The organism is Nitrosomonas europaea (assembly GCF_900167395.1).
GTDB lineage: Bacteria > Pseudomonadota > Gammaproteobacteria > Burkholderiales > Nitrosomonadaceae > Nitrosomonas > Nitrosomonas europaea.
In genome coordinates, this window is the sequence record NZ_FUWK01000029.1 from 1 (window position 1) to 25,357 (window position 25,357).

General features: G+C 51.3%; 21 protein-coding genes and 2 pseudogenes. 16 read left to right on the forward strand and 7 right to left on the reverse strand.

The features are described 5' to 3' along the window. Positions 1-236 (forward strand): integrase core domain-containing protein (locus B5D58_RS09465; protein ID WP_143779564.1); only part of this gene is annotated, 236 nt, incomplete at its 5' end. Between the two features lie 243 nt (positions 237-479). On the opposite strand, the gene smbP is transcribed toward B5D58_RS09465, so the two are convergent. The 5 genes and pseudogenes from smbP to mdoG all read right to left on the reverse strand — a co-directional run bounded on the left by smbP (position 480) and on the right by mdoG (position 6,817). Further along, complete coding sequence (smbP, locus tag B5D58_RS09470) at positions 480-821, reverse strand: small metal-binding protein SmbP (RefSeq protein ID WP_011112909.1); 342 nt, start codon at positions 819-821, stop codon at positions 480-482. A 36-nt stretch (positions 822-857) separates the two neighbouring features. Continuing rightward, positions 858-1,172 carry a hypothetical protein gene (locus tag B5D58_RS09475; protein WP_011112908.1) on the reverse strand — a complete coding sequence of 105 codons (315 nt, stop codon included), beginning with the start codon at positions 1,170-1,172 and terminating at the stop codon, positions 858-860. Between the two features lie 583 nt (positions 1,173-1,755). Beyond that, positions 1,756-1,929, reverse strand: a pseudogene (locus B5D58_RS14450) (CsbD family protein); the annotation flags it as partial. A 753-nt stretch (positions 1,930-2,682) separates the two neighbouring features. After that, on the reverse strand, positions 2,683-5,286 hold the full coding sequence (gene mdoH, locus B5D58_RS09485) for a glucans biosynthesis glucosyltransferase MdoH (protein ID WP_011112906.1): 2,604 nt from the start codon (positions 5,284-5,286) through the stop codon (positions 2,683-2,685). Next, complete coding sequence (gene mdoG, locus B5D58_RS09490; RefSeq protein WP_086935153.1) at positions 5,279-6,817, reverse strand: glucans biosynthesis protein MdoG; 1,539 nt, start codon at positions 6,815-6,817, stop codon at positions 5,279-5,281. The genes mdoH and mdoG overlap by 8 nt, the downstream gene beginning before the upstream one ends. A gap of 409 nt (positions 6,818-7,226) precedes the next feature. On the opposite strand from mdoG, the gene B5D58_RS09495 reads away from it, so the two are divergent. The 7 genes from B5D58_RS09495 (at position 7,227) to B5D58_RS09525 (ending at position 14,030) form a co-directional block, all read left to right on the forward strand. Continuing rightward, positions 7,227-7,901: an EcsC family protein gene (locus B5D58_RS09495; protein WP_011112904.1), complete on the forward strand. Its 675-nt coding sequence runs from the start codon at positions 7,227-7,229 to the stop codon at positions 7,899-7,901. A 225-nt stretch (positions 7,902-8,126) separates the two neighbouring features. Beyond that, positions 8,127-8,312, forward strand: coding sequence for a hypothetical protein (locus tag B5D58_RS14150; protein ID WP_234989051.1), 186 nt, complete (start codon positions 8,127-8,129; stop codon positions 8,310-8,312). A gap of 170 nt (positions 8,313-8,482) precedes the next feature. Then, on the forward strand, positions 8,483-8,989 hold the full coding sequence (locus B5D58_RS09505; RefSeq protein WP_234989052.1) for a sigma-70 family RNA polymerase sigma factor: 507 nt from the start codon (positions 8,483-8,485) through the stop codon (positions 8,987-8,989). 13 nt (positions 8,990-9,002) lie between these two features. Then, a complete protein-coding gene (locus tag B5D58_RS09510) occupies positions 9,003-10,019 on the forward strand; it encodes a FecR domain-containing protein (protein WP_011112902.1) in 1,017 nt (338 codons plus the stop codon). A gap of 127 nt (positions 10,020-10,146) precedes the next feature. Continuing rightward, entirely contained in the window at positions 10,147-12,618 is a 2,472-nt protein-coding gene (locus B5D58_RS09515; RefSeq protein WP_011112901.1) for a TonB-dependent receptor, read from the forward strand. A 10-nt stretch (positions 12,619-12,628) separates the two neighbouring features. Next, positions 12,629-13,819 carry a PepSY-associated TM helix domain-containing protein gene (locus B5D58_RS09520; RefSeq protein WP_011112900.1) on the forward strand — a complete coding sequence of 397 codons (1,191 nt, stop codon included), beginning with the start codon at positions 12,629-12,631 and terminating at the stop codon, positions 13,817-13,819. A gap of 1 nt (position 13,820) precedes the next feature. After that, complete coding sequence (locus B5D58_RS09525) at positions 13,821-14,030, forward strand: hypothetical protein (RefSeq protein WP_041356880.1); 210 nt, start codon at positions 13,821-13,823, stop codon at positions 14,028-14,030. A gap of 215 nt (positions 14,031-14,245) precedes the next feature. On the opposite strand, the gene B5D58_RS14155 is transcribed toward B5D58_RS09525, so the two are convergent. After that, the gene (locus tag B5D58_RS14155; protein WP_041356878.1) at positions 14,246-14,461 is read right to left on the reverse strand and encodes a type II toxin-antitoxin system Phd/YefM family antitoxin; all 216 of its coding nucleotides are present in this window, start codon (positions 14,459-14,461) and stop codon (positions 14,246-14,248) included. 139 nt (positions 14,462-14,600) lie between these two features. Between B5D58_RS14155 and B5D58_RS09535 the strand changes: the two genes are divergently transcribed. The 7 genes from B5D58_RS09535 (at position 14,601) to B5D58_RS09565 (ending at position 18,271) form a co-directional block, all read left to right on the forward strand. Further along, positions 14,601-14,807, forward strand: a complete 207-nt coding sequence (locus B5D58_RS09535) for an AbrB/MazE/SpoVT family DNA-binding domain-containing protein (RefSeq protein WP_041356877.1) — start codon at positions 14,601-14,603, stop codon at positions 14,805-14,807. A 3-nt stretch (positions 14,808-14,810) separates the two neighbouring features. Further along, positions 14,811-15,191, forward strand: a complete 381-nt coding sequence (locus B5D58_RS09540) for a type II toxin-antitoxin system VapC family toxin (RefSeq protein ID WP_011112899.1) — start codon at positions 14,811-14,813, stop codon at positions 15,189-15,191. A gap of 231 nt (positions 15,192-15,422) precedes the next feature. After that, positions 15,423-15,599, forward strand: coding sequence for a hypothetical protein (locus tag B5D58_RS09545; protein WP_011112898.1), 177 nt, complete (start codon positions 15,423-15,425; stop codon positions 15,597-15,599). A gap of 509 nt (positions 15,600-16,108) precedes the next feature. Continuing rightward, on the forward strand, positions 16,109-16,516 hold the full coding sequence (locus B5D58_RS09550) for a hypothetical protein (protein WP_011112897.1): 408 nt from the start codon (positions 16,109-16,111) through the stop codon (positions 16,514-16,516). 146 nt (positions 16,517-16,662) lie between these two features. Continuing rightward, a complete protein-coding gene (locus B5D58_RS09555) occupies positions 16,663-17,034 on the forward strand; it encodes a thiol-disulfide oxidoreductase DCC family protein (protein WP_041356875.1) in 372 nt (123 codons plus the stop codon). A 124-nt stretch (positions 17,035-17,158) separates the two neighbouring features. Then, a complete protein-coding gene (locus B5D58_RS09560; protein ID WP_143023746.1) occupies positions 17,159-17,797 on the forward strand; it encodes a class I SAM-dependent methyltransferase in 639 nt (212 codons plus the stop codon). A gap of 45 nt (positions 17,798-17,842) precedes the next feature. After that, positions 17,843-18,271, forward strand: a complete 429-nt coding sequence (locus B5D58_RS09565; protein ID WP_041356874.1) for a pyrimidine dimer DNA glycosylase/endonuclease V — start codon at positions 17,843-17,845, stop codon at positions 18,269-18,271. A gap of 530 nt (positions 18,272-18,801) precedes the next feature. Here B5D58_RS09565 and B5D58_RS09575 read toward each other — a convergent pair. Further along, a pseudogene (locus tag B5D58_RS09575) lies at positions 18,802-22,235 on the reverse strand (acyl-[ACP]--phospholipid O-acyltransferase). 246 nt (positions 22,236-22,481) lie between these two features. Between B5D58_RS09575 and B5D58_RS09580 the strand changes: the two are divergent. Beyond that, entirely contained in the window at positions 22,482-25,349 is a 2,868-nt protein-coding gene (locus tag B5D58_RS09580; protein WP_011112893.1) for a ribonucleoside-diphosphate reductase subunit alpha, read from the forward strand. Positions 25,350-25,357: the final 8 nt, after the last annotated feature.

The window sequence follows — 25,357 nt, forward strand, 5'->3', positions numbered from 1 at the left end:
ACGGTATTTGCGAACGCTTTCACAAAACCATCTTGCAGGAGTTCTACCAGGTGACATTCCGGCGCAAGATTTACCAGTCCATTGAAGAGTTACAACACGATCTGGATGATTGGATGGCGTACTACAACAGTGTGCGGACTCACCAGGGAAAAATGTGCTGTGGACGCACCCCGATGCAAACTTTAATTGACGCTAAGGAGATATGGGACGATAAAATTACCGAATTGAATAACTGAATCTGATCTAACAGGCACTCGTCAAATCGGGTAACTGTCAGATCAGATCTCAACTACTACATATTAAACTCCGCTTTTTCTCCGATTTTTGCCTTGACCTGACTGCCTCGCCGACGTTTTTCAGGGGTTCCCTAACGATCCAACTCAAAGTCGGACAAGAAATCTGGAAATCTTCAAAATTTGAGAACTGCAGGGCCTGGAATAACATAATTTCGTTCTGTCATTCCAGGCCCTGATCTGTATTTATTTACGCTCAATTTGATTAAATTTACTCAACGCAACAATAGCTGCTTTTCTGGCTGCGGCAGGTTCGCCAGCCTGAGATTCTTTTATGACGTCATTCAGGTGTTTCAATCCTTCCTGAAGGTGCTCGTTTTCAGGATGTGTTGATTTGACTTCAACGGCATACCTTTCTGCTTCCTGCACCAGTTGTGTCATAGTCTTTACATCTACTGCCAGAACCACAGCTTCGGTTTGCCTGATTGCTTCTTGCAGATGAACATCCTCTACCTGCGCGTTGACTGAACTGAGCATAAATAGAGACAGAATGAAAGTGCTCGATAAGATTGATAATATTTTTTTCATAACTTTCCTCTTTTGTTGAATAGAATTTTGATTAGATTAGTTCCTGCCCGGCATAATTTCTGCGGGGGACTGTTCTGATGGATTGCGAAGATTGTGATCTTGCTGATTAGTTGAATTGCTATCAGTCTCAGGTATCACGGTATCTTCTATACCTCTTCTGCTTTCATCCAAATCATTTCGCTGATCATATTTTCTGATATCTTCCTTCTTTTCGTATTTCTCACTGTTTGCGCGATTGCTGTCTGAAGAAGAGTCGGCTATTGCCGCAGTACTTCCTGTCAGGAAGAATCCGGACAACAAGGCGGCTGGAACTAAGATAGAAAGTTTTACTGTTGAGATATGAGCTTTCATTTTGAATATCCTCCTATGTTTATAAGATGCTACGATCAGATTGAATTAACGCCTCGGTTGCATCCACTTCACATTCTATTTCTGTACTATTGGAGGTAGAGTTGCAAATTTGCAAAAGCAGTTGTGGTAATAAAAGAGGCAACAGCGGATGTTGATGAAATATTCAGTTTTTTCATGATTGACTCCTGTTGATTTGATAAGTTAAAAGAGTTCTGTTTACTGCTTTTGTAATACAGGTGAGATTCCGGCTCACCTTGCAGCCCCGGTACTTATTGTTGTTTCATAAGTACTGATCTGCTCTTTGAGTCGAATCATCATTTCTGCACGATGGTTCGATTATCATTTCCTAAAACAGATTCATCTTTTGGCCGGGTGTTCAAATATCCCTGACGATTGGCTTTTTCCTTACGGAACCTCTGAAAAACTACCTGCGTTGCCATTTCTGCGTTAAAAATCGGCTCAAAATGCTCATTTATTATGTGTATAAACTCCGCTTTTTCACCGATTTTTGCCTTGAACTGACTGCCTCGCCGACGTTTTTCAGAGGTTCCTTAGCGGCATCGCAATCGTGAGCAAAAGCGTTAACCTGTCTTTCAGCCTCTTCCCTTGCAATTTCATATTTGGTTTGGATTTTCCCCACCAGTTGTTCACGTTTGCCTGCAATGACATCCAGCTCATCATCAGTCATATCGCCCCATGTTTCTTTAAGCTTGCCTTTTAATTCCTTCCAGTTTCTTTCAACCGTATTCCAGCCCATCATTTCTCTTCTTTTATTGAACTTCAAATATCCCAGATCACTGGTTGAGCAGGTATGTTTCATATATTCTCCATATGCAAAAATAATTTCTCGTCTACTGGGTTCCTGACTCAAAATAATTAAGAATTGAACTTAAAAACCACAGTTGGATGCATCTGAATGTGCATCTGGCACACGAAAATCAGACTTACGCAGGTCTCAGTTCACTGAAGAAAAAATAAAAACGCGTAAGCTCTTTATTTATCTGACAAAAAACTTATTTAAGAAAATAGTGAACTGTTTTATTGAAATGCTGGAGCTCGTGTATGCGCATTATTACGAGTGGCCATTCCCGTAAAAGGCAAGTTTTATAGTGAGTAATAGTCATGATCCATCCTCATAGAAAATGATTATGTTGCGATCGAAAACTATTCTTGTTCTTCTTATAGAGAAGTGTACGAATATCTTTTTTCGTTCAATATTTTTACATGATGAATGTTTATTGAAATCATAACCATATGATATTAATAATAAAATAACGATAATTTAGTTCGATGAAAAAATGATGGTGAGCCAAATGGTGGTAGGCTCAATTTTGGGGAATAGGCGAATGGAATGAAAAAAGAAGGATGTATTGGGTGCATTGAGATCCAAACGGCTCCCACGTGGCAGAGTAGCTAGAACACAACGGCAAACCTGTCAGTGATTGCTGCTACATTTCCCTTCTATCGCTGGATAGCCAAAGTGCAGTGTGGGTTGCCCGTTAGCGCTACGTCAGGGTGTACCGGGGAGAGCCATATCGATTTGGGCAGTTGGTTCCGCATAGTCAGCTTCTTCCTCGATGTTCGGCTCACATTGTTTCAGTGCTGACGGATTGAGTGTCAGTTGCTGATAATGATTCACCCATGAAGCGTATTTTTCCGGCATTGCCCATACGCAGTAATGCAGGCGCGACATGATGACCGGGTCGCTCAATAGGGTCAGGCGGCAATCGCGGTTGAGTTTGTCAGGGGGTTCATTCAGTGCCTGCTCAATATGATGATCGCGGGCAATTTCAAGCACTTTGCTTTTGCGGTGGCGCGCGGTAGCTGTTGCCGTTGTCAATGCATTGAATGATGGATGAAACACGGCGTGCATGAAGCCATCGTTCAGCGTGCGGTTGCGATTCATCATCAGATAGTTGTCTGTATCCACCAATACCTTGGGTGGTGAATATTCTTCCGGGATCAGGAGCAGCTTCCAGCGTTTGGCACGCAGGCCGACAGATGCACGACTGGAAAAGACGGATACGAACGGTGACAGAATCAGCGAGAAGACGATAGGCGCTAGCCAGAACAGGAAGCGCAAATCGAGCCACGCCATCCCTGTTGCCCAAACCAGCCCCAGCAGCAGTTGAGAACCATGGCGCATAAAGGCTTCACGCCACGTGGTGGAGTCATCGTCGCGTTGTGGCGATTTCCATGCCACCTTCCAGCCGAGGAACGCACTGACCACGAATACTGTGTGGAACAGCATGCGCACCGGTGCCAGCAATACTGAAAGAATCACTTCCAGCAGCAGGGAGATCGTGACGCGAATGAATCCACCGTATTCTTTCGTTCCTTTGCACCAGATGAGCAAAATACTCAGCAGCTTGGGTAGAAACAGCAGCACCATGGTCGAGGCCAACAGTGCGATCGCCAGTTCCGGCTGCCACTGCGGCCACACCGGAAACAGCTGGTGCGGCTGCAGGAAGTAGTGCGGTTCCGTGAATGCATGCACCACCTGCAGCGCAGTGGAAAGTGCAAGGAACATAAACCACAGCGGCGCGGAAAGATACGACATCACGCCGGTCAGGAATACCGCACGATGTACCGGATGCAGGCCTTTTACCAGGAACAGGCGGAAGTTCATCAGGTTCCCGTGACACCAGCGGCGGTCGCGCTTAAGCTCATCCAGCAGGTTCGGTGGCAGTTCTTCATAAGAACCCGGCAGGTCGTAAGCAATCCATACTCCCCACCCCGCACGGCGCATCAATGCCGCTTCCACGAAATCGTGAGAGAGTATGGAGCCCGCGAAAGTGCCTTCACCCGGCAGCAGCGCCAGCGTACAGTGTTCAATGAACGGTTGCACACGGATGATGGCGTTGTGGCCCCAGTAGTGTGATTCTCCCAATTGCCAGAAATGCAGGCCGGCAGTAAACAGTGGCCCGTAAACACGCGTTGCAAACTGCTGGCAGCGTGCGTAGAAGGTATCCATGCCCGAGGCTCTCGGCCACGATTGAATGATGCCGGCATTCGGGTTGGCCTCCATCAAGCGCACCAGACTGGTCAGACATTCTCCTGACATTACCGAATCCGCATCGAGCACGACCATGTAGCTGTACTGGCTGCCCCAGCGGCGGCAGAAATCGTCAATATTGCCGCTCTTGCGTTTTACGCGGCGGCCGCGACGACGATAGAATATCTGGCCTTTATCCTGTACCTCTGCAAGCAGTTCTATCCATGCTTTCTGTTCTGCGACGCAGATATCAGGGTCGTAGCTGTCGCTCAGAATATAGATATCGAAGTGTTGCTGCTGATTTGTCGCTTTCACTGATTCCCAGGTCGCGCGCAATCCGGCGAACACGCGATCTACGTCCTCATTGCAGATAGGCATGATCAACGCCGTACGGTGCTCGGGATTGATGGGCACATCTCCTGCCAGAGATGCAGAAATACTGTACTTGTCTTTACCGATCAGCAGTTGCAGAAAGCCCATCAGTGCCGTCCAGAAACCGGCAGATATCCAGCAGAACAGAATAGCGAAGAGGATCAAAATACCGCTTTGCAGTATATAAGGCAGCAGCTGCATGAACGATATCCATATATCCTGGCCAATCATGTCGATCGGATCGATCAGTGCCCAACCCTGGTAAGGAAGGATGGTTTTCATATACCAGGTTGCAAGCGCAGTCTGCGAAAATGTCAGCAGTAGCAGAATGTAGCGGCGAATGGTACCGACGGTGCACCATTTCTGTTCATGAGCCTGCTCTTCCTTTGTCAATCGCGACACGTGGTGCGGTGTGGCATTGTGCCCGCGCAAATGATCCCAGAATCGGCCAATCGGATTGGTGCGCCACGGATCCGGCGATATTGATGAGCGTGTCGCTTTGGGCATCGTTTCCAGTTGCGTACGTCCTTCGTCGTCTTCAGTCAGTTGCCTGTTGACTAGAGAATCAGGCCAGCTTTGTTCAAGCCGTGCTTTTACAGATCCCAGTGGCGAATCATCTTCGCGCGCATAGTCATGATGCTCAGGATTCAATGTCTCATGAAGGGTGCGGATGTCCGTTGCCGGCAGCGTTGCTTTTTCTGCGACAGTCAGCGGCAGCGCATCGATGTATTCAGTAGTCTTATTCATCAGCGGGTAACTGATAGCTCCAGGTTTCACTCAGTATCTGGTCACCATTGACCAGTGCAGCACGCATCTCAGTGATTTTTTCTACATCTTTCACTTTTACGCGCAGTGTCAGGCGCCAGCCTTTAATGATCGGGTTGTAACGTACGCTGCTTTCGACGATCGTACCGTTGTCATCGATACTGGCCTGCGCTGCAACAGGCGTATCCTGCGGCAATTTCTTCATTTTCCTGCCGGTGAAATCGATGATGAAGGCAATCGTGCCGTCAGGCTGGCGAATCAGATTCGACTGTTTTACATCGCCCGTTGAGCGAAGCGTCTGCATGACATATGCGTTATCCGGTGCATGCAGTTTGTCTTCATCCTTGCTGAAGGTGAGGGTGTATTTGAAGTTTATTTCTTTACCCGCCTCCGGCAGTTGATCCGGTGTCCAGAAAGCGACGATGTTGTCGTTGGTTTCGTCATTGGTCGGAATTTCTATCAGCTCGACGCTGCCTTTGCCCCATTTCCCTTTCGGAGTGATCCATGCGCTCGGCCGCAAATCGTAACGATCATCCAGATCTTCAAAACGTGAAAATTGACGGCCACGCTGCAGCAGACCAAACCCCTGCGGGTTTTCTGTGGAAAAACTGCTGATGGCCAGACGTCTCGGATTGTTCAGTGGACGCCAGATCCATTCTCCATTACTGGCGTGAATGGAGAGGCCGTTAGAATCATGTAACTCAGGACGGAAGTTCACCATCGGAGAAGGGTGGTTAGAGCCAAACAGGAACATACTCGTCAGTGGCGCAATGCCCAGTTTGCCGACCTTGTCGCGCAGATAGATTTTCGACTGGACGTTAACGGTGATGTCGCGGTTCGGCATGATGACAAAGCGGTAAGCGCCCGTCGCGCGTGGCGAGTCCAGTAGTGCATAAATTATCAGGTGCCTGTCAGCGGGTTTAGGCCGTTCGATCCAGAATTCCCGGAACCGGGGAAACTCTTCGCCGGAAGGCAGAGCAGTATCGATAGCCAGGCCGCGTGCGGAAAGACCGTAAACCTGACCTGCGCCAATCATGCGGAAATAGCTGGCGCCGAGCATACTGAGAATTTCGTCGTTTTTATTTTTGCTATTGATTGGATTGAGCACTTTGAAGCCGGCAAAACCAAGATCTTTCACTGTGTCTTTGTCATGCTGGACGTTGCCAAAATTGAAATAATCAGGGGTGTATTTGATTTGATGTACCGATGTAGCAGTGACTTCATTGATTTTGACAGGTGTATCGAAATACATGCCCTGGTGGTAAAACTCAAGCTTGAATGGGGTCTTCAGATTATTCCAGTAAGCTTTATCGTGATTGAATTGAATCTGTTGATAATCCGCATACTTCATATCGCGGAAAATGGAGGGCAAGTTGGTTTCCGGTGTTTCATAACTTTCGCTGGCTAATAGTTGGGCCTGTTTTGCGACATCGTTGATGCTAAAGGCCCAGGCCGACGAAGCGTATAAGACTAATAACGTTACTGCTACACCCAACCAACGCATTTTTATTATTTGTGGCTTATGTCTCATCCGTTTGTCTTTTGTGTACTTGATCGATCCAGTCCATTTATTTTGATGATAATCCAGGCAATCTGAACGGCTGCTGACTGATGCCATCTGCATTCGATTGTTCAGAAACTTTCGCATCGGAACTCATCAAAATATAGACACTGCCTGTGGTTCCGACAGGCCTTGCCTGAATCAGTTCTAGGAATCTGTTCAAAGCCTCAGGTTTTCCGGATGAAGATTGCTTTACCGCACCGCTGACAAATGAAAACGTCTGATCAGTTCAAGGCAGTATTTGTGAATCGTTGATGAGAAAGGCATATAACACGCGCCGCTGTCGGACAAATTTCCCCCTGCGCTCCCAATTGGCCGCAGAGCGCGGCATTAGGCAGCAGCAAAAACATAAGGAGGTGACATGTCAGAAGTCATTACGGTTGGTGACAAACCAATCCTTCTGAAAGCAATTGAGCTGGTTCTTGCAGAGCCTGCTGCTATCAGAAAAGAGGCTCTGCAACTCAAGGATAAATATGTAACCCGGTATGGGAGTGATCGTTCGGAAGACGAGATCAACGCTTATGCTGCCGACAAGATCATATCGAACTACTCCTACTATACTGCCTTTGTGGGCGGAACGACCGCTCTTACAGGGGTAATCCCCGGGCTGGGCACTGTTCTGGCTGCATTTGGCGGCGCAACAGCCAATACGGCTCTTTCCATGAAGTATCAAATTGAAATGACAATGGCCATTGCAACGATTTACGGCCGTGACATTACCATCGAAGAGGAAAAACGCCTTTGTTTGATGATTGCGGGGCTTGGTGCAATCAGTGAGATGACCAGAGTGGGCGGGAAAGAACCTGGCAAAAAAGCATCAGTAAAAATGATGCAACAATATCTCCAGGATGCGTCTCTTCAAACGCTAAGAGAGCTATTCAAAAAAGTTGGAATAACCTTCACAAAAAAAGCTGCAGAAAAAGCTATCCCGTTTGGCGTTGGTGTAATCATTGGCTTCTCTGCCAACAAAGGGTTGACCTGGTATGTCGGGACAAAGGCAAGGGATTTTTTCTCGGTTACTGACTCGATCGTCTGACTTCAAGCAACAGGCCGCACGGGTTATTTATTAACTGACATATCCGGAGAATCGAATGTCTGGCTCCGCTCGTACAGGTGTGCTGATTTACGCAAAGCAGCTGGATAAAGTTTCATCCTTCTACGAGCAAGTGCTGGGGGCGAAAGTGCTGCATGCGGACAGTGAACACAGGGTGCTGCAATCACCCGATGTTCAGCTGATCAGATCACTATTGCCGTACCACCCGTGCCGCGCGAGGAACAGGCAATCAAACCGTTCTTCACTGTTGAGAGCTTGGTCACAGCAGAGCGTATTGCCGAAGAATACGGTGGCAAGGTGTGGGGGCCATTGTGGCCTGGGCCCAGTTTACGGGCGCGCAATATCTGTGATCCGGAAGGTAATATCGTTCATCTGCGTGAGCGTACGGTATAGTAGAACAAAGCCTGCCTGTTTTATTTCCTGAATATATTTTTCCTACGTACAAAACCACGAGTAGATTCGTTTTTATCAGCCTGATAAAATAATAAGCATTCTCATTCTTGTTGTTTGTCATGTTGGATAACAGCATTCCTACCGATTCATGTCTGGTGTCTGGTGCTACCGTGTCCACGGACATTGAGACCCTGTACTGCAATCACCACGACTGGCTGCAGGTTTGGCTGCGCCGCAGACTGAGCAGTGCTGTTGATGCATCCGATCTGGCGCATGACACCTTCGTGCGCGTTCTGGTTTCGGGCCGCATGCCCAATGCCGAGCAATCGCGCGCTTTCCTTACTCAGATCGCCAAGGGTCTGGCGGTGGATCTGTACCGTCGTCGTGCCATCGAAGAGGCTTATCTGGCAGCGCTGGCGCAACTGCCGGAAAATCTTGCGCCCTCGGCTGAGGAGCGTGTGCTGGCGCTGCAAGTGCTGTTGTTGCTCGATACTGCGCTGGGCAGCCTTCCATCTCGGGTGCGTGAAGTGTTCCTGCTGTCGCGGCTCGACGGATTGACCTATTCTGACATTGCGCAGCGCCGGGGTATTTCTGTCGCGACAGTGCGCAAGTATATGCTGCGCGCCGCGCAGGCTTGCCATTGTGTCTTGAATTCACCGACTGGCACCGCTCCATGACATTGACACGTGCATGAGCGACAGCAATACATCTTCGTTACCCCGTGCAGCTCAGCTCGAGCCTGATGCCGCACCTGCAGTTGCTGTCCTGCAGCAGGCACTGCAATGGCAGGTCATCTTCTGGTCGGGGGAGGCTACCGATAGAGATCGTATGCGCTGGCAGAGCTGGCTGGCGGCTGATCCGGCACATGCCCGCGCCTGGGCGCAGGTGCAACGTACCGATGAACAACTGCAAACACTGGCTTCGCCCGCCGCTGAAGTGCTGCGCAGTGCTGATGCCAGGCGATGTAAAGCGCGCCGCACAGTGCTCGGTATGGCAGGTCTGCTGGCAGGCGCCGGTATTATGGGTTGTGGATTGCGGCAAACAGCGCAATGGCAGATGATGATGGCCGATGACCACACCGGCTATGGCGAGCGACGTAATATCGAACTTGCCGATGGCACGCAGGTGACGCTCGGCAGTGCCACTGCCATTGATGTGTGCTACAGCGCGCAGGCACGCCAATTGCTGTTGCGCACGGGTGAGATCTTCATCGTTACAGCGCCAGACAGTGCCGACCGCCCGTTTTTGGTGCAAACCACTCGGGGCAGCGTGCAGGCGCTGGGTACACGCTTCAATGTGCGTGAATCGGGTGAGCAAATCCAGGTGGCAGTACAGGATGGTGCAGTCGCTATCCGTCCGGCCGGAATGAATCCGGGTGATGTCGTACGGCTTGATGCTGGTCAGCAGACGTGTTTCGATCACACCAAAGTCGAAGCAGCCGAGGCATTACAGATCAGTGCGACTGCCTGGACACGCGGTCTGCTGGTGGCTGAACGCATGCGGCTGGAAGATTTCCTGGTCGAGCTGGGCCGATACCGCAGCGGTGTATTGCGTTGTGACCCGGCAGTCAGGGATCTGATCGTCTCCGGCGTTTATTCACTGGACGATACTGACCAGAGTCTGCGCCTGCTTGCCCAGGCGCTGCCGGTACAGGTGCAGACAGTTACGCGCTGGTGGACTATCGTCGGACCTCGCCCCATGAAATAAAACAGCTATTCCGCTATCCCACCGAAAAAATTTCGCGTCAACCGTAGCACTTTTCTCATCTCGTATCGGGATACAGGTAAGGCCCTGGCAAACAGCCGGGACCATCTATTACTGAAGGGAAAAATCTATGCCAATGAGAAACACCAATCTTCCTGCCAACCCGTGCGTCACAGGGACTTGTCGTTCGCAAGCGCTATTGCGCCAAATCATGCTGCTGGCCTGTCTGTCCATGGCAGCAGCGTTTGTACCCGTGCGGGCGCAGAGCACGACAGCGCCTGTTCAGCCGCAAGCAAGCCTCCGCTACGATATTCCGGCCGGCACGCTGGATCAGGTGCTGAACCATTTTGCGGCAGATGCCGGCATTACACTCTCCATTGACGGCGCACTGACTGCGGGTAAGCACAGTTCCGGCCTGTCAGGCAGCTATAGCGTGCCGGACGGGTTGAAGGCACTGCTGGCGGGAACCGGACTGGAGGCGGTTGCCACCCCTGGTAGCGGCTACGTGATACGCAGGGCGACTGCTGCCACGATAACGACAAGCGGGACCGTGCTGCCAACGGTAACGGTGGCGGGCCACCGAGCCGCTATTGATGAGGCACCCCCGCTTTACAAGGGTGGCCAGGTAGGCAGTGGTGCACGTATGGGTGTGCTTGGTAATACCGCAGTGATGGATACCCCTTTCAGCGTTACCAGTTACTCGGCGCAAGTGATCGAGAATAACCAGGCACGCTCGGTGGCAGATATTGCGGCGATGGATCCATCGGTGCGTATGAGCAGTGCTCGCTCCAATATTAACGAAGACCTCACGATGCGCGGTTTTTCGGTCTCCAGCGCAGATTTCGCGCTGAACGGGCTGTTTGGCCTGACACCTTACTGGCGGGCACCGCTGGAATCGATAGAACGGGTAGAAGTGATCAAAGGCCCGTCTGCCGCATTGTTTGGTATGGCGCCTGGCAGCAGTGTGGGCGGCGTCGTTAATCTGGTGCCCAAGCGCGCTGGGGATACGCCGCTGATGCGGATCACGACCGGCATAACTTCAAATTCCCTGTTTGGTGGCCATGCCGATATTGGTGGCCGTTTCGGGCCGGATAATGTATTCGGTGCACGCCTGAATGTCATGCACCGCGGTGGCAATACGACGATCGATGGTCAGTCTACCTATCAGAGCCTGGGGTCGCTGGGGTTGGATTTTCGTCAGCGTTCACTGCGAGCTTCTCTCGATCTGTTGTGGCAGCAGGAACGCATCAATAACGTGGTACGCCAGTTCCAGCTGAGTCCCGGTTTGACAGCGGTCCCGCGTGTGCCGGACAACACCACGGCCTATCCTGGTTATGGCTGGACTGATGGTCGCAATATCTCGTGGCTGTTCAAAGCGGAGTATGACATCAGCCAGGCTGTTACCGCATACGCGAGCTACGGCATGCGTAAACTTAACTGGGGCGCCATCGCTGCCAATCCGATCCTTCTGAATACGGCGGGTGACTATTCCTACGCCGGAGGCTGGCAGCGTATGCCTACTCGTACTCAGTCACTGGAAGCAGGTATGCGCGGCGTATTTGCTACCGGGCCTGTCAGCCATAGTACTGCACTTGGTTTTACCTGGCTTGACCAGTCGCAAGAGCTGGGCTTTTATACCGGCCTTCCTCCCGGTATTTCCAATTTGTATACCGGCCAATTGTTTTCGACTCCCTCCATTGAGGGTATCAATAACTTGGCGCGTCCCTACCTCGATACTCAGCTGACCAGTGTGGTACTGGCCGATACGATGTCATTCTGGGATGACAGGTTGTTGGCGTCACTTGGCCTACGTTATCAGAAGGTCGAGGGACAAAGCTACAATTTTGCTACGGGTATGGCCAGTGGCCCGCGCTACGATAAGAGCGCAATAACGCCTGTCGTTGGCATCGTGTTCAAACTGCGCCCGTCATTGTCGCTGTATGCAAGTTATATCGAAGGATTGTCGAAAGGGGATACAGCACCGATCAGCGCGGCGATTACTAATCCGGGAGAGATTATGTCTCCGTATAAATCCAAGCAGAAAGAAATCGGTGTCAAGTTCGATCAGGGTAATTTCATGACAACACTGAGCCTGTTCGAATTGACCCGGCCCAGTGCGGGTATATCCGGCACGACATTCGGCGTGTTTGGTGAACAGCGTAATCGCGGTGTGGAGGCAACCATTGCCGGCGAAGTTGTGCGCGGTGTACGCGTGTTGGGTGGCGCCAGCTATATAGATGCAGTGTTGTCCAAATCGGTGTCAGCAATGCTGAAGGGCAATAAAGCTATCGGGGTCCCCGAGTGGCAGGCCAATCTGGGAGCAGAGTGGGATGTTGGCTTCCTGCCGGGGCTAACGCTGACAGGCAGAATGGTCTACACCGCCAAGACTTTCGTCGATGCGACCAACACTCTGAAGATTCCGGATTGGGTGCGCTTCGATGCAGGCGTGCGCTACGCTGCGCGTATCGTCTCCAGGCCGGTTATGTTCCGCTTGAATGTCGAAAACCTGTTGGACAAGGATTACTTCGGTGCGGCCACGGCAGGCTATCTCTTCATCGGTACGCCGCGTACCATAAATTTCTCTGCTTCCATCGATTTGTAAGGAGATACTGATGTCGTTACAGTCCTGGGCCTGGATTCACAAATGGAGCAGTATTGTTTGCACCTTGTTCATGTTGCTGTTGTGTCTGACGGGTCTGCCGCTGATTTTTCATGAAGAAATCGAGCATCTTAGCGGGGTGGTGGAGGCACCCCCCATGCCCAAAGGCACGCCGGATGCCAGTATGGATCGTATCGCACAGGTGGTGCTCGCACGCCGTCCTGGCGAAGTCATCCGCTTCATGTTCTGGGATCAGGAGGAGCATCCGGATCTGACCTATGTATCGATGGCCAGTCGGGTCGATGCCCCGCCGGAGGAAAGTAATTCAGTGGTGATCGATTCCCGTACTGCCAAAGTGCTGGACGAACCCAAGACCAATGAAGGCTTCATGTATGTGATGCTCAGGCTGCATGTAGACATGTTTGCCGATCTGCCCGGCACACTGTTTCTGGGTTTCATGGGCTTGCTGATGGTGGTGGCCATCGTATCGGGCGTCGTGCTGTACTATCCATTCATGCAGCGGCTGAAGTTCGGCGTGCTGCGCATGCAGCGCAGTGCACGAATCAAATGGCTGGATATACATAATCTGCTGGGTATCGTGACCGTGGTCTGGCTGACAGTAGTGGGTCTGACCGGCTCCATCAACACGCTGGACCGCATTATCCTGAGCCTGTGGCAAATGGACCAGATGGCTGAAATGACCGCACCCTTTAAAGATCTGCCACCCGTCACACAGCCTGCACATCTTGAAGCATCGCTGCGTGCTGCTCGCGCGGCGGCGCCGGACATGGAGGTACGACTGGTCGCTTTCCCGGGTACGATGTTTTCCAGCCCGCATCACTATACCTTTTTCCTGAGGGGCAACACGCCGATCACATCGCGGCTGCTGAAGCCGGCGCTGGTCGATGCCAGCAACGGTGAGCTGACCGATTCACGCGATATGCCCTGGTATGTGAAGACATTGTTTTTGTCACAACCATTGCACTTTGGTGACTACGGCGGCCTGCCGCTGAAAATTCTGTGGGCAGTGCTCGACCTCATCGCCATCGTCGTGTTGGCTAGTGGCCTGTATCTCTGGTTGCGTAAACCCAAGACGACGGCAGCATCGGTTTCCAAAGCGGACGATGCTGTACTGCCTCTCGATGACGACCATACAGCACCGAACAACGCGATGGTCTATATCAATGAGAATAAGGATAGATGACATGACGAATCGGCTGGAATCGCGCACGATGTATACAAAGCACCGACAATCGGTTCGAGAAGTGTTTTTCATACCGACGCTATTAAGCGTGGCAGTCCTGATCGGCCTGGTTTCCGCCCTCATCGGTGACGGTATCTGGGACGTAGTATCGTGGCTGACCATTCTGGCACCTGTTGTGGTGGTGATCCTGGCCTGGTGGCGTCGGGGCTAAGGAATCTCTGATCAAATCCCACAGGGCTGCACACTGTGTTTTGCGGATGGAATACAAGGCGAGTGAGGCAATGAATGGTTTTGGCCCCTTCACAACGAGCTCAACGCTACAGTCCAGTGCCCCACAAAGGGTTGTGACAAAATCATGTGCTCGCTATGTCGTGCTCCTTGCGACCATCATGATTTTGCCTGCAATGCGGCTCATGGAGGGTTTTATCAGACGTTCCTTAGCAATTCTTGCAGTACTTCTTCTGTCATACCGGCTTCCTGCGCCTTGGCGCCGACACGATCGCTGAAGCGCTGAAACTCAGCCACGTTTAGATTGACCAGTCGTTCGTATTCGTCCATCGACATCATCACTGCCACGTCCCGTTTCTGGCGCTGGATGATGACAGGCTCGCGCCGGGAATTTATCCTGAAAATCGGGGTAATGCGATCGAATCATTTCCAGCAATGACTGGAGAATAATCCGAGCGATATGGCTCGTACCTCGCCGCATCCTGTCGCGCTTGACCATCCTTGATCGATAGATGTATCGTAATACTATATTGAGATCGATAGAGGCTTGGCTATGACAGCGGTTACCGTTTCACCGAAGTACCAGATTGTAATCCCGAAAGAAATTCGCGAATCAATGGGTATTGTGTCGGGGCAGAAAATCCAGGTTATGTCCTATCAGGGGCGAATTGAATTGATTCCCCTCAAACCCATGAAGGAGATGAGAGGTTTTCTCAAGGGTATTGATACTACCGTTACCAGAGACGAAGATCGGGTATGAGGTATGAATGTAGTTGATTCTTCCGCCTGGTTGTCCTATTTCGCAGGTGACGCAAATGCCCCGGTATTTACAGGGCCTGTTGAGCAAATCTCGCAGTTGCTGGTGCCAAGCATCACCATAACGGAAGTTTTCAAAAACGTGTTACACCAACGTGGCGAGGAGGCCGCTTTGGTTGTGGTGGCTCATATGGAGCAAGGGCGAGTGGTGCCGCTGGATTCTGAGCTGGCAATGGACGCTGCAAAATTTGGCGTTCTGTATAAGTTGCCATTAGCGGACAGCATCATATTTGCCACTGCGCATAAATACGGTGCCACGCTTTGGACTCAGGATAATGACTTTGAAGGTTTGTTAAACGTCAAGTATGTACCGAAGAGCGGTATATAACGATTGGGGCCAGATCAGTAGGATGCGGTGGGGTACGCGCATCGTTCGAGAAATCCGTTGAAGAATGGCCTTTTCCAGTTTTCACGGATAGGTCGCGCAGGAAATTTATCCTGAAAATCGGGGTAATGGATCGAATCATTTCCGGCAATGGCTGGAGAATAATCACTGTTTCTAGCGCAATGACTGCATTCTGGCGATTATGGCGGGCTGCCGCTGAAAATCCTGTGGGCAGTGCTCGACCTCATCGCCATCGTTGTGTTGGTCAGCGGCCTGTATCTCTGGTTGCGCAAACCCAAGACGATAACAGCATCGGCTTCCAACGCGGAAGAGGCTGTACTACCTCTCGACGACGACCATACAGCACCGAACAATACGATGGTCTATATCAATGAAAACAAGGATAGATGACATGACAAATCGGCTGGAATCGCGCACGGTACATGCAAAGCACCGGTAATCGGTTCGAGAAGTGGACACTATTCCCCGCCCTCGCGAGGAGGCTGCAGGCCGACGTGGCGATCCAGCAGCACTGAATGTTGTTCTGGATTGCTTCATCCTTGCAGGATTTGCAAAGAGGAGATTTATCTCACTTGTGCCATAATCACCACCGTTTTCGTGAGGTCGCAAGCCGAAGGCTAAACAAGTAATCCATGAAATACAGGTTCTTTCCGACGCTTAAACAGTAGTACTTGCGCTTTATTCTCTTCTGTATTTAGTTAAGCAGTTTTTAGGCTGATTGCGCTGTTGTCTTATTTGTCAGCGGAAATTGTTTTGTTGGGTGAAATTTTCATTGAAATACATGATGATAATTAACTTATTTCAGAGTTATACGACATTACAAACAGGATTATTGGACAAAATGTCTTATATATTGCGTTGGGCATCTCGTGGGGTACCGATACTACGGAGGCTAAGGAATGGATGAGATCATCAAACAAAGTCCTGTTTTGTGGGTTCTAAGCGCCGTAGTTACTGGCTTCATCGCTGGCATCGCTGCGTACATTGGTTTACTCAAGATAACGAATCAGGAGACTATTATAAAAGGGACTTATGAGCCAAAGAAGAACCTAGTGGGCCGTGTCTTGAAGAACGAAGTTCTCATCGAATGCGGAAAGCTCATTGAGCTGGCAGGGCGCATAGATGGAGCGACGATGCCGGATAAAGTGGAGGCGTATATGACACAAACACTGATCTTTCTTGAAGGACTCGATCTTCCCAAAGTACAGCAATATCACCAGCTCAAAATGTCTTGGCCTGCTTATACGATCCAGCTATTGCTGGTGAATGACAAGCTGTCTTCGTCGCAGAAACTGGGGCGAGCGTAGGGTGTCCTCGAGGGGCTGAGATCAAGTTTTTCTGCCTCTGCAGGTGGTTAATGGAAAAGCCCAACAGGGCGCTCAAGCGGACCGCCAATCCACTGCGCGGCTTGTCGGCCCCTTAGCTTGAGCGTTATACCTCTACGGATTGAATCATGAACGATAAATCCAAAATGAAGGTTTACTACAATTCAGCTTGCCCAGTTTGTAAAGCAGGGATAGAAGGGCAAATGGATAAGGATAGCGTCTGTGAGATTCAATGGAATGATGTTCACAAGAATAATAGCTTGGTATCAGAGGTAGGTTCTGAGCTTGAATTTGTGCGTGAGCGTCTACATGTTGTCGATGAAAATGGCGATCTTCAAGTTGGATTTAATGCATTTCTGGCAATCTGGCGCAACTCCCCAAAGGAAACATGGAAATCAAGGCTGTTTGGTATGCCTGTCTTAAAACAAATATGCCAAGTTTTCTACAATATCTTTGCCGCAGCTCTTAATAAATGGAACAGAACAAAGAAACATTGGTAGGGCAACGATATAACCCAGGCGTTAGCTTTCTTTATGACCTACGCAGACATCACGTTCAAAGACAAAAACGCTATTAAACGCTGGCTTCAGTCACGTAGGCTTGTCGTTGCATCTCGCATTGCTGATGCGGGGGGGGGATCCCCACTGTATTCTCGATTTTGGTGCTGGAAATGGCGAGTTATGCAAACTCATTGCATTGCAATTTTGCTACGAACCAACTCCTTCCCTAATGGCCGAGGCAAAGGAAAATTTGGCCGACTTGCCACAGATCAGTTTTTGTAGTGATCTAGAAAAAATATCTGATGGTTCAGTAGAGCTTATTTTTTGCCTTGAGGTCTTTGAACATCTTCCAGAAAAAGAAACAAAAGATGCTTTAGGACAATTCGATAGACTACTGACTGATAACGGCAATGCAGTTATCGGTGTGCCGGTAGAAATTGGGATTCCAGCCTTATACAAGGGCATTTTTCGCATGTCACGCCGTTTCAATACATTCGATGCTTCAATCAAAAATGTTTTACTCGCTGCGTTGTCTTTTCCACCAAAAGACCGGCCTGTGTCGGAAATTACACCTGGTTTCGCCTTCCACCACGAACATATGGGGTTTGACTATCGTAAGTTACAAGCCCTCTTACATGCGCAGTTCGGGTTGCAGCAAGTTACTACGAGTCCATTTTCAATTTTCGGGCCATGGCTAAATCCGGAGGTAAATTTCCTCATACAGAAAGCTAACCCGGCGGTCAACGCAGACGCTGCGCGATAAAGCCGCGCAGTGTCGCACAATTCGCGGCCCGTTAGACACCACAATATGCGTCTTTGGTCACTTCACCCCAAATATCTCGATCCTCAAGGTCTTGTCGCCTTGTGGCGTGAATCACTGCTTGCAAAAGCAGTTCTTCGCGGAGAAACCCGTGGCTACACAAATCATCCGCAACTGGAACGATTCAAAGCGCACCCTCAGCCTCACTTCGCAATCAATTTCTATCTCGCAGCAATTCATGCAGAAGCCACGGAGCGCGGCTATACTTTTGATTCATCCAAAATCGGGCCAGTTTGTTCAGTGCAACTCATATTAGTCAATAGCGGACAACTTTCACATGAATGGAACCACTTGCAGCACAAACTGGCTACTCGCAGCCCAATCGTGCATGCCCGTTGGAGTGATCTTGCCTCACCGATCTGCCATCCATTGTTCCATCCGCAGCCAGGGCCTGTCGCTTCATGGGAGCGAGTGTAGGGTGGCGCCTAACTTTCGGCGTTAGGGTCCATGACCAAGCCTCTCGACCGTCTCATTGGCATGACACTCCTGAGCGCAGAGATCGCCTCGGGGTCCGCAGAGCTACGATTCTCTCGCTGCGACTTCTCCGCATATTCAACCTATAGTTCGTTCCCTGATTTTGGCAGCCTTGTGGGCCAAACCGTACAGTCGATCGTTGGCTCCATGGATAGACTGGTCATTCGCTTTGCTTTCGGTGAGTTTTTTATTTCGCTGCATCCAGACGACTATCGTGGTCCAGAAGCTTTCTGTGCCAGGTTTGCTGACGGGCCCTGGGTCGTTGAATAGCATGGGTCCTAACAATTCATTCAAGCGGATGGCGCTACGCGCAGCCGTTTAACCCCAGCGTTGGGCATCTGAACGACCACTTTTGAAGCGACGATCTCTGCTGTACTTCCGTCAGCCGTATAGTTTGACAAAAAGACAGCGCTCTCAATTTACCCAAGGTAGCAAGGCGGATAGCGCACCTGTATGCCGCTTCTTAAATGCAATCACAGATCGGGTTGTTGCAGCACCCATTCGTGCAGTGATACGTAGTCGGTTTTTCCGGTAGCGAGCAGCGGTAGCTTGTCGATGTACAGGATGCTCTTCGGTATTCCCAGTTCTCCCAGGCCATTCTGGTTGAAATAAGCAACGATTTCGCTGCGGTCCGCCGGTTGGCGGGTTGTGATCAGAACGAGCTGTTCGCCTTTTCTGGCATCGGGAATCTGAATGACAGCATGGCTGTAGTCCGGCCACAGCTGATGGATCGATTCTTCTATGGCCGGCAGTGAAATCATTTCCCCGCCTATTTTGGCAAACCGCTTGGCGCGCCCTTTGATGAAAACGTAGCCTTCTTCGTTGATTTCAACGATGTCGCCGGTATCATGCCAGCCCTCGACAGGGGGTATGACCATCCCGGGGTTGGCTGCCAGATAGTAGCCCAGCATCACATTCGGGCCGGATACCAGTAGTTTGCCCCCTTGCGTGATTCCCGGAACAGGTTCCAGTTTGCTGGAAATGCCGGGTAGCAGGCGGCCGACTGATCCGGGATGGTTGTGCATGGGGGTGTTCAAACTGAGGATCGGAGCAGTTTCAGTTGTGCCATAGCCTTCGAAGATACGCACACCAAAATTCTCCGACCACAGTCTGCGTGTGCTTTCCCGCAATTTTTCGGCGCCGGCAAATGCGTAACGAACGCTGTAAAAATCGTAGGCGTTGGCATGGCGCGCATAACCGGCGAGGAAAGTATCAGTACCGAACAGCAGGTTGCATTGGTGTCGTAGATCAGCTCGGGAATGACGCGGTAATGCAGAGGAGACGGGTACAGAAAGACCCGCATACCGGACAGTACCGGCAGCAGCATGCCGCCTGTCAATCCAAAGGAATGGAAGAGGGGCAGTGCATTGAATACCAGGTCAGTCGGGCCGAAATCGATCCGGGCGGATACCTGGAAACGATTGGCCTGCAGGTTGGTATGGCTGAGCACCACGCCTTTGGGTACGTCTTCCGATCCGGAAGTGAACAGGACGACTGCCGGTGCATCCGGATTACGCCGGGAATGGGTATAGCGATAACTGATTCCCGGCAGCAGGCTTGCTACCAGCCCTGCCAGTTTGTGCCACCAGTGCACCTGATGTTTCAGATCTTCCAGATAGATCAGTGTGATCTGCTGTGCTTTCAGACTGTCGGCCAGTCCGGTCAGTTTGGCGGCTTCGATGAATCTGCGTGCAGTGATGATGGTCCGGATCTGTGCTACCTGGCAGGCTGTCATGAGATTTCTGGGGCTGACCGAAAAATTTAGGAGGGCAGGTACACGTCCGAAAGCCTGCAAGGCAAAAAAACTGATCACGCTGCTCACCATGTTGGGCAGCATGATTCCCACGTTTTCCTGCGTGTGGGTATAGCGGCGCAGAACAATACCCAGGATGAAGCTGCGTGTGATCAGTTGAGAATAGTTCAATGGGTTGCGTTCGACATCTTCCGCGATGACGTGCTTTCTGCCGTGCGTGGCCGCAGCATCGAGCAGTGACTGAAACAGAGTTTGCCGCAGGACATTGCTCTGAAAAATCGTTGTGGTCATGATGTCGTACAGTTTCAGGCCGGCAGCGCGGCGACGGCGTTTGCCACGGATCGAATCCGGCAGATCGAAGCTTTCCGGCGGCATGACGGTTACGGTGATCCGCGGGAACCAGTGTATCCTCACCTTCCCTTTCAGTCTGGAGAAGAGCGTGTATTGCGGGCCTGAAAGGCTTACCGGCAACAGTTTTGCCCCGGCCTTATCCGCGATCATGGCCGGGCCTTCGTAGATTTTCATGAGTGACCCGGTCAATGTCAGCCGGCCTTCAGGGAAAATCACCACCCTGTCACCGTTTCTGACGCGTTCGATCAGCAGACGGGTGGACAAAGGATTGGTCGGGTCAAGCGCAATGGTGTCCGCCAGAAACAGGAAGGGCCGTACCCACCATTTGCGGGCAATACTGGTGTTGATGGCGAAGCACAGGCGTTCGGGAAAGCATACGCTCAGCAGTGTGGCATCCAGGAACGACAGGTGATTGGCGACGATCAGCACTTTTTCTCCTGCCTGCCGATAATGTTCCAGCCCTCTGATTTTCAGGCGATAGAACGTATGGAATCCCCACTGCAGAATGGATCTGGCCAGTTCATACGGCAACAGTCCCGCGATATAAACCGCAACCAGGCCATTTAACAGAGCGAGGGTGAGAAAGACTTCAGAAACAGTGAAATCCAATGCCAGCATTACGCTGATACCCGCTGCGGAAACCACCATGAACAGGGCATTCATAATGTTGTTGGCGGCAATGGCGCGCGAACGGTGGGAGGGTTTCGTATAGTTTTGCACGATGGCATAGAGCGGCACGATGTAGAGGCCGCCGCAGATCGAGATGGCCAGCAGATCCAGCAAAATGCGCCAGTGGGCGAATGATTCCAGGAAATTCAGCACGCCGATGAGTGTTCCATTCGCTGCAGGTGTGAATGATGTACTGGCAAAATACAGATCGATGGTGAAGATCGTCATGCCCAGTACGCCTAAAGGAACATAAGTTGCGGCCACTTCACCTTTGAGCAGTTTGTCGCACAGCAGCGCACCGATACCGATTCCCACCGAAAAGAGTGTCAGGAACAGCGTAACCACCTGTTCATTTCCACCAATGATTTCTTTGGCGAAGGTGGGAAATTGTGACAGAAATGTCGCGCCAAACAGCCAGAACCACGAGACTCCGAGAATGGCGTGAAACACCGTGGTGTTCTCACGTGCCTGCCGGATGAGGGTGCGCGTTTCTTCAAGCACATGCCAGTTGACGATCGTATCTGCTGCTGCCGGGCGGACCGGGGGAATGAACAGACTGGACAGCCAGCCGGCCAGCGCTATCCCGATCGTTATGCCGGATACGATCGCCCCTCCCTGCTCGGCCAGAATGAGCAACCCGCCTATGATCGTCCCCAGCAGAATGGCAATGAATGTTCCGGCACTGACCAGTGCATTGCCGCCGATCAGCTCATCTTCACGCAACTGGTCCGGCAGGATGCTGTATTTCAATGGCCCGAAGAAAGCGGACTGGGCGCCCATCAGAAACAGAATCATCATGAGCAGTATGACGCTATCCAGATAAAACCCCGCCGCCGCGCCTCCCATCAGAATGATTTCGACGAATTTGACGTGGCGGATCAGCCGTGCCTTATCCCATTTATCCGCCAGCTGGCCGGCAGTAGCGGAAAAGATGAAAAACGGCAGGATGAAAATACCGGCCGCCAGCGTGACCATGATCTGCGGGCTCAGGCCCGCGTTGTCCATGGTGGTGTAGGTAATCAGAATGACCAGCGCATTCTTGAAAACATTGTCATTGAATGCACCCAGAAACTGGGTAACGAAAAAGGGTAAAAAGCGTCTGCTCGAAAGCAGCTTCCATTGACTTGGGTGCATAACGAACCTTCCCGGATAGCGATATTCTGATTATAGGGAACTCCTCCCGGAAACCCTAGCATCATGACAAAAATCTATCTGCTGTTGACAATAGCATTTCACAACAGGTACCATTGTTTTATCCTGTCAAACACAATATATTGTGTTCTCAGGTGTCCAGCAGTGTTCAGCCAATTCCTTCCCAGCTACTTGATTTTCGACCATTTTTCGATCAGCAGTACCATCGTCGTACAGGAGAATTTGACCATGCAGCTTGCCACAGACCTCCCTTCTTCCTCTCCCGTCCAGCAGAAAAATTTTCTGGAAGAGATGACCGATTTGCCGGCGACCCGGCAGAATTATTCCCAGTATAAGATCATCCGCCGCAATGGTGCCGTGGTGGCATTTGAGCCGGGCAAGATTTCCATCGCGCTGACCAAGGCGTTCATTGCCGTAAGAGGCGGGCAGAGTGCTGCTTCTTCCAGCATGCGTGAGATCGTGGCGCAACTGACCGGAGAAGTCGTGCATGCCCTGACTCGCCGGCGGCCGGAAGGTGGTACGTTTCATATCGAGGATATTCAGGATCAGGTCGAGCTGGCACTGATGCGCTCGGGTGACCATGATATCGCTCGTGCGTATGTGTTGTACCGTGAGGAGCGGGCGCGTGAACGGGCCAGGCAGCAATCAGCCCAGCCGGCTTCCGGTCAGGTGGCTGTGTTGCATGTCGTGGAAAACGGGCAAAAGATTCCGCTCGATCCGGCCCAGCTGATGGCCCGTATCGAATCAGCCTGCCAAAATCTGGGGAATACGGTCGATGCCGCGCTGATCGTCAAATCGATGCTCAAGGATTTGTACGATGGTGTGCCTGCCGAGGAAGTCAGAAAATCTGCCATCCTGTCTGCCCGTGCGCTGATCGAGAAAGAGCCTGCCTACAGTTTTGTGACAGCACGGCTTTTGCTGGATAACATCCGTTATGAAGTCCTGGGTGAAGAAGTTGCCCATGAGGCCATGCAATCGCGCTATGCCGAATATTTCCCGGAGTTTGTCCGGAAAGGGATCGAGGCCGGGCTGCTGGATGAACGTTTGGGACAGTTTGACCTGGCACGGTTGTCAGAAGCTCTGGCTGCCGATCGTGATCTGCAGTTTGGCTACCTTGGCCTGCAGACCTTGTACGACCGCTATTTTCTGCATGTTTCCGAACGGCGTATCGAACTGCCGCAAATATTCTTCATGCGTGTTGCCATGGGATTGGCGCTGAACGAAATCGATCGTGAAGCCCGCGCCATCGAGTTTTATCACCTGCTGTCCAAGTTCGATTTCATGAGCTCGACACCCACCCTGTTCAATTCGGGTACACGGCGCTCGCAATTGTCCTCATGCTATCTGAGCACTGTGCCGGACAGTCTCGATGGCATTTATGAAGCCATCAAGGAAAACGCGCTGCTATCGAAGTTTGCGGGCGGACTGGGCAACGACTGGACGCCGGTCAGGGCAATGGGTGCGCGCATCAAGGGAACCAATGGCAAGTCGCAAGGGGTGGTGCCTTTTCTCAAAGTGGTATCGGATACAGCAGTGGCAGTCAATCAGGGCGGCAAGCGCAAGGGAGCGGTTTGTGCCTATCTGGAAACCTGGCATCTCGATATCGAGGAATTTCTGGAATTGCGTAAAAACACCGGGGATGACCGGAGGCGAACGCATGACATGAATACTGCCGTCTGGGTGCCGGATCTGTTCATGAAGCGTATGCAGGAAGATCAGGAATGGACGCTGTTTTCACCTTCCGATACGCCGGATCTGCACGACAAATTCGGCAGAGCATTTGAAGAAGCCTATATCGCCTATGAAGAGCAGGCGGCACAAGGCAGGCTGACCCTGTTCAAGCGTATCCCGGCCCGGCAATTGTGGCGCAAGATGCTGACCATGCTGTTTGAAACCGGGCATCCGTGGATTACGTTCAAGGATCCCTGCAATATCCGTTCACCGCAGAATCATGTCGGCGTCGTGCACAGCTCCAATTTGTGTACTGAGATCACGCTGAATACCAGCGAAAAGGAAATTGCCGTATGCAATCTAGGGTCGGTCAACCTGCTGGCCCATATCGTCGATGGCAAACTGGATCAGGCCAGGCTCAAACAGACGGTTACGACAGCGATGCGTATGCTGGACAATGTGATCGACATCAATTTCTACGCGGTGGCAAAAGCGCGCAATGCTAATTTCCGGCATCGCCCGGTCGGGCTGGGGATCATGGGTTTCCAGGATTGTCTGCATAAGCTGGGCATTTCCTATGCTTCCCCGGAAGCAGTCGAATTTGCTGACAGGTCGATGGAAGCAGTTGCATACCATACCTACTGGGCTTCCACTGAACTGGCTGAAGAGCGTGGCACCTATGCCACTTACCGGGGTAGTTTGTGGGATCGTGGCATTCTGCCGCAGGATACGCTGGAGTTGTTGCGTGAGGAGCGCGGCGGCCATGTGGAAATCGATACCTCATCCACGCAGGACTGGGATGCTCTGCGTGACCGGATCAGACAGTACGGCATGCGTAATTCCAACTGCCTGGCGATTGCACCGACTGCGACGATCTCCAACATCATTGGAGTCTCCGCCAGTATCGAACCCACTTATCAGAATCTGTATGTCAAATCCAATCTTTCCGGAGAGTTTACGGTCGTCAACCAGTGGCTGGTAAATGATCTGAAAAAGCAGGACTTGTGGGATGAAGTCATGATCGCCGATCTCAAGCATTACGATGGAGCGGTCAGCAAGATTGACCGGGTGCCGGAGAATTTGCGCAACCTGTACGCTACGGCGTTCGAAGTTGATCCTCGATGGCTGGTCGAAGCAGCATCCAGAAGGCAGAAATGGATCGACCAGGCGCAATCGCTCAATCTTTACATGGCAGGTGCTTCCGGCAAAAAAATGGATGAGCTGTACCGGCTTGCCTGGTTGCGCGGACTCAAGACGACCTATTATCTGCGCGCGCTGGGGGCAACCACTGCCGAAAAATCGACGGTTCATACCGGTACCTTGAATGCAGTTCCCGCGCAGCACGAAGCGCATGCGGGCAATCTGGCTCATTCAGCCCCGCAGCAATGTGCAATCGACAATCCGGAATGTGAAGCATGCCAGTAAGTATCGAA